At 68.5% G+C, this 4,551-nt stretch carries 7 protein-coding genes and 1 pseudogene; 5 read left to right on the top strand and 3 right to left on the bottom strand.

Annotation, left to right across the window (positions count from 1 at the left end):
• The coding region (locus tag R1101_RS0116440; protein ID WP_026003360.1) for an ArsA-related P-loop ATPase at positions 1–708 on the bottom strand (708 nt) is incomplete at its 3' end.
• 50 nt (positions 709–758) lie between these two features.
• On the opposite strand from R1101_RS0116440, the gene R1101_RS30035 reads away from it, so the two are divergent.
• The 3 genes from R1101_RS30035 (at position 759) to R1101_RS0116425 (ending at position 2,259) form a co-directional block, all read left to right on the top strand.
• Positions 759–923, top strand: a complete 165-nt coding sequence (locus tag R1101_RS30035) for a DUF4177 domain-containing protein (RefSeq protein WP_006552429.1) — start codon at positions 759–761, stop codon at positions 921–923.
• A gap of 3 nt (positions 924–926) precedes the next feature.
• The gene (locus R1101_RS0116430; protein WP_016934472.1) at positions 927–1,391 is read left to right on the top strand and encodes a RidA family protein; all 465 of its coding nucleotides are present in this window, start codon (positions 927–929) and stop codon (positions 1,389–1,391) included.
• A 79-nt stretch (positions 1,392–1,470) separates the two neighbouring features.
• Positions 1,471–2,259 carry an MBL fold metallo-hydrolase gene (locus tag R1101_RS0116425; RefSeq protein ID WP_016934471.1) on the top strand — a complete coding sequence of 263 codons (789 nt, stop codon included), beginning with the start codon at positions 1,471–1,473 and terminating at the stop codon, positions 2,257–2,259.
• A gap of 60 nt (positions 2,260–2,319) precedes the next feature.
• Here R1101_RS0116425 and R1101_RS0116420 read toward each other — a convergent pair whose 3' ends face one another.
• Both R1101_RS0116420 and R1101_RS30700 read right to left on the bottom strand, forming a co-directional pair.
• On the bottom strand, positions 2,320–2,994 hold the full coding sequence (locus R1101_RS0116420; protein WP_016934470.1) for a Crp/Fnr family transcriptional regulator: 675 nt from the start codon (positions 2,992–2,994) through the stop codon (positions 2,320–2,322).
• A gap of 191 nt (positions 2,995–3,185) precedes the next feature.
• Positions 3,186–3,458 (bottom strand): hypothetical protein, encoded by a 273-nt coding sequence (locus R1101_RS30700; RefSeq protein ID WP_198420288.1) that lies wholly within the window; start codon positions 3,456–3,458, stop codon positions 3,186–3,188.
• 73 nt (positions 3,459–3,531) lie between these two features.
• Here R1101_RS30700 and nth point away from each other — a divergent pair, with 73 nt between their 5' ends.
• Together nth and R1101_RS0116405 are read left to right on the top strand one after the other, a co-directional pair.
• On the top strand, positions 3,532–4,326 hold the full coding sequence (nth, locus tag R1101_RS0116410) for an endonuclease III (RefSeq protein WP_016934468.1): 795 nt from the start codon (positions 3,532–3,534) through the stop codon (positions 4,324–4,326).
• Between the two features lie 4 nt (positions 4,327–4,330).
• Positions 4,331–4,551: pseudogene (locus R1101_RS0116405) on the top strand (TlpA family protein disulfide reductase); the annotation flags it as partial.

The following is a 4,551-nucleotide window of genomic DNA, read 5'->3' as shown; positions in this document are numbered from 1 at the left end:
GATCACCGTTCCCATCCGGAGATCGGCGGCCTCGAGTTCGTCCACCGCGTCGGCCGTCTCCTGCACGGGCAGTGCCTCGAGCAGGGTCACCAGGTGGACGACGGTCTGGTCGGAGTGCAGCAACCGGACCACACCCTCGCTCTGCGACCGGATCGGACCGGACTTCGCGAGATCGGCCATGGCCTTGGTGACGTCGAGGAAGCTGCCGATGCGGCCCGTGGGCGGGGAATCGACCACCACCGCGTCGTAGACGGGTGTGCCCGACGCGTCGGTCCGCACCACGGTCTCCTTGATCTTGCCGGTGAGGATCACGTCGCGCAGACCCGGCGCGAGCGTGGTCACGAACTCGATCGCCCCCATCCGGCGCATCGCGCGACCTGCGAATCCGAGGTTGTAGAACATGTCGAGGTATTCGAGGAAGGCCGCCTCGATGTCGATCGCGAGAGCCGACACCTCCCCGCCACCCGGCGCGGTGGCGATCTTCGTCTCGACCGGCGGGAGCGGCGGCACGTCGAACAGCTGGGCGATGCCCTGGCGTCCCTCCGTCTCGACGAGCAGGACCTTGCGCCCCCCGGCGGCGAGCGCCAGCGCGAGCGCAGCGGCCACGGTGGACTTGCCGGTGCCCCCCTTGCCGGACACGAAGTGCAGTCGCGCCTGGGCGGCGCCTGCCGGCCACTCGCCGGAATGTGATGTCGGAGATGCCACGATCACGAGCCTATAAGTCGTGGACGGTGAACGGTGCCGGATAGGGTCAGGACATGAGTGAAACCACCACATGGGAATACGCAACCGTGCCGCTGCTCACGCACGCGACCAAGCAGATCCTCGACCAGTGGGGCGCCGACGGATGGGAGCTCGTCACCGTCCTGCCCGGACCCACCGGTGAACAGCACGTCGCCTACCTCAAGCGTCCGAAGGGCTGATCCGTGGCGCACCACACCTGGAGCGAACGCCTGACCGAACTGGGCATCACCCTGCCGCCGGTCGCCGCGCCGGTGGCGGCCTACGTGCCCGCCGTCCGCAACGGCGACGTCGTCTACACCTCCGGTCAGTTGCCGCTGGTCGACGGGAAGCTGACGCACACCGGCAAGGTGGGCGCGGAGGTGTCGGCGGAGGAGGCGAAGTTCGCGGCCCGGACCGCCGCGCTCAACGCGCTCGCCGCCGTCGACGGTCTCGTCGGGCTCGACAACATCGCGAGCATCGTGAAGGTCGTCGGCTTCGTCGCGTCCGCGGAGGGCTTCACCGGGCAACCCGGCGTCATCAACGGCGCGTCGGAGATCCTCGGCGAGATCTTCGGCGAGGTCGGGGCGCATGCCCGCTCGGCGGTCGGTGTCGCGGAGCTGCCCCTCGGCGCTCCCGTCGAGGTCGAACTGATGGTGGAAGTACGCTGACGCCACCTCCTCCGGCTGCGGCATCGGCGGCAGGCGGCGAGGGCGGCTTCCGACGGACTCGACACGAGAGGCACAAGTGATGGCGCTGGTCCACCCCGCCTACGCGCAGCTGCGGCAGGTCACCGAGAACGCCGCGGTGGTCCTGGCCGAGAATCCCTCGATCATGTCTCTCGAGGGAACGAACACCTGGATCCTCCGGGCTCCCGGCAGCGACGAGTGTGTCGTGGTCGATCCGGGTCCCCTCGACGAAGGACATCTCGAGCGGATCGCGCGGGTACCGGTGGCGGCGACACTCATCAGTCACCGCCACTTCGACCACACCGAGGGTGCCGAGCGTTTCTCGCAGCTCGCGGACTGCCCGGTGCACGCGGTCCTACCGGAACATCGCCACGGCGGTGGGCAGCAGTTGTCCGGTGGCGACGTCGTCGAGGCGGCGGGACTGCGCATCCGGGTGGTCGCGACGCCGGGGCACACCGCCGACTCGCTGTCGTTCGTGATCGAGGACGAACGGAGTGTGCTCACCGCGGACACCATCCTGGGGCGCGGCACGACCGTGCTCGACGATTCGGACGGCGACCTCGGCGACTATCTGAGCTCGCTGAGGTCGCTCATCGGTCTGGGCGGCGGCTACACCGTGCTGCCGGGGCACGGTCCCGAGCTGCCCGACCTCGAGACGATCGCGCGGGAGTACCTCGCGCACCGGGAGGGGCGGTTGGAACAGGTGCGAGGTGCGCTGCGCACCCTCGGCACCGACGCCTCGGCGCGGCAGGTCGTCGAGCACGTCTACGCCGATGTCGACCCGTCGCTGTGGGGTGCGGCGGAGAAGTCGGTCAACGTGCAGCTGGACTACCTGCGCAGCCACGGCTGAGACAGGACACACGAAAGGCCGGGACGCAGCGAGCGGCCCGGCCTTTCGGTGATCGGTGGGTCAGCGGGCGCGACGCGCCAGACGCTCCGAGTCGGAGATCAGCACGCTCTTGCCTTCGAGGCGCAGCCAGCCGCGGTGCGCGAAGTCGGCCAGAGCCTTGTTCACGGTCTCGCGGGACGCGCCGACGAGCTGTGCGATCTCTTCCTGCGTCAGGTCGTGGGTGACACGCAGAGCGCCGGCCTCCTGGGTGCCGAAGCGCTGTGCGAGCTGCAGAAGCGCCTTGGCGACTCGACCGGGAACGTCGGTGAAGATCAGGTCGGCGAGGCTGTTGTTGGTGCGACGCAGGCGACGGGCGAGCACCCGGAGGAGCTGCTCGGCGATCTCGGGGCGCTGGTCGATCCACGCCTTGAGCGCCTCGCGGTCCATGCTCACGGCCCGCACCTCGGTGACGGTGGTGGCGGTGGAGGTGCGCGGACCCGGGTCGAAGATCGACAGCTCGCCGAACATGTCGGACGGGCCCATGATCGTCAGGAGGTTCTCGCGGCCGTCGGGCGAACGACGCCCGAGCTTCACCTTGCCGGAGACGATGATGTACAGCCGGTCGCCGGGTTCACCCTCGTTGAAGATGACATGGCCGCGCGGGAAATCTACAGGCTGAAGCTCTTTGATCAGCGCCGCAACCGCCGAGGGCTCGACTCCTTGGAAGATGCCTGCTCTGGCCAGGACCTCGTCCACGTGCGCTCCTTTTGGGAATGATTCGTCATCTACTGCCGGGTCTGCACGTCGACGGACTTCCCGGGCAGGTCACCTGTCAGGCGTACGAGCGCCCAGTCTATCGTGCGCGCTGCACGGACGAGTGACCGATACCACGGAAACGGTCGACGAACCCGATCATCGGTACCTCGAGGCTAGCGGCAGGTAGTCGATCAGCTGGCGCGGCGGGTGCGGAGATGGCCGTCCGAATCATCCGATCCGTCGACGCTCGGTCCGCGGCGACGGCGACGCTGGAAGCGGGCCAGGGCCCCGGGGAAACCTTCCCGGGCAAGTGCCGCGACATCGGCCTGGTCCGCTTTGTCGAGGAACTCCTCCACTTCCTGCTCACGGACGGACAACCGACTCAAGCGCGCTTCGACACGTTCCATGGACAGTGCGAACAACATGAGCAGCACCGGGAAGAGGACGACAGCAAGAGCTTGCATACCCGGAAGTAAACACCGGAAAGATCTCGGAAGAGACACGGGGCCGAATCCGTGGGGGGAGTGTTTACGTAGAGTGGATCAGGTGCATGCCACCCAGTCCGAGAGCCCCGAGACGGCCCCGCGCCGAGTGAACGGAAAGGCTCGCGGACCGGAGTCGCGCCTCGCTCTCGTCCGTCGCGCACGGCGGATGAACCGGCGCCTCGCCGAGGCATTTCCGCACGTCTACTGCGAGCTGGACTTCACGACTCCGCTCGAACTCGCCGTCGCAACGATCCTGTCGGCGCAGTGCACGGATGTGCGGGTCAACCAGGTGACTCCGGCTCTGTTCGCCTGGTATCCGGACGCCCGTGCCTACGCGGAAGCCGACCGCACCGAGCTCGAGGAGTACATCCGCTCGACCGGCTTCTACCGCAACAAGGCCAACTCCCTGATCGGACTGGGGCAGGCGTTGCTCGAACGTCACGACGGCGAGGTGCCCGCCCGCCTGAAGGATCTCGTCGCGCTGCCCGGCATCGGCCGCAAGACCGCCAACGTCATCCTCGGCAACGCCTTCGATGTGCCGGGTATCACCGTCGACACCCACTTCCAGCGGCTCGTGCGCCGCTGGGAATGGACCGAGGAGACCGATCCGGTCAAGATCGAGCATGCGGTGGGTGCACTCATCGAACGCAAGGAGTGGACGCTGCTGTCCCATCGGGTGATCTTCCACGGCCGGCGGGTGTGCCATGCCCGCAAGCCCGCGTGCGGGGTGTGTGTGCTCGCGAAGGACTGCCCGTCCTACGGGACCGGGCCCACCGATCCGCAGACCGCGGCCGCGCTGGTGAAGGGACCGGAGACCGAGCACCTGCTCGAGCTGGCCGGGCGGTGACGGAGTGCGTCCTTCCACAGCAGGCCGTTGGAGCCTGGCAGCCCTCGTCGTCGTCATCGCGTTGATCGTGGCGATCTGGCCGCGCGACCGCGGCGACACTCCGTCCGCCGCCGGATCCGGACCGGCCACGCCGTCCGCCGCGTCCGTGGACCGGCGTCCCCAGGACGACGCGCAGGCCCTCGCACCGTTGCGGGAGGCCGCCGCACTGGAGTCGTGTCCGCAACC

The organism is Rhodococcus sp. R1101 (assembly GCF_000278445.1).
Classification (GTDB): Bacteria; Actinomycetota; Actinomycetes; order Mycobacteriales; family Mycobacteriaceae; genus Rhodococcus; species Rhodococcus gordoniae.
The sequence above is the reverse complement of the archived record's forward strand: the minus strand, read 5'-3'. Positions and strand labels throughout refer to the sequence as shown.

Coding starts and splice junctions, on each gene's coding strand:
- R1101_RS30035 (WP_006552429.1), top strand. CDS start 759: ATGAGTGAAACCACCACATGGGAATACGCAACCGTGCCGCTGCTCACG.
- R1101_RS0116425 (WP_016934471.1), top strand. CDS start 1,471: ATGGCGCTGGTCCACCCCGCCTACGCGCAGCTGCGGCAGGTCACCGAG.
- R1101_RS30700 (WP_198420288.1), bottom strand. CDS start 3,458: ATGCAAGCTCTTGCTGTCGTCCTCTTCCCGGTGCTGCTCATGTTGTTC.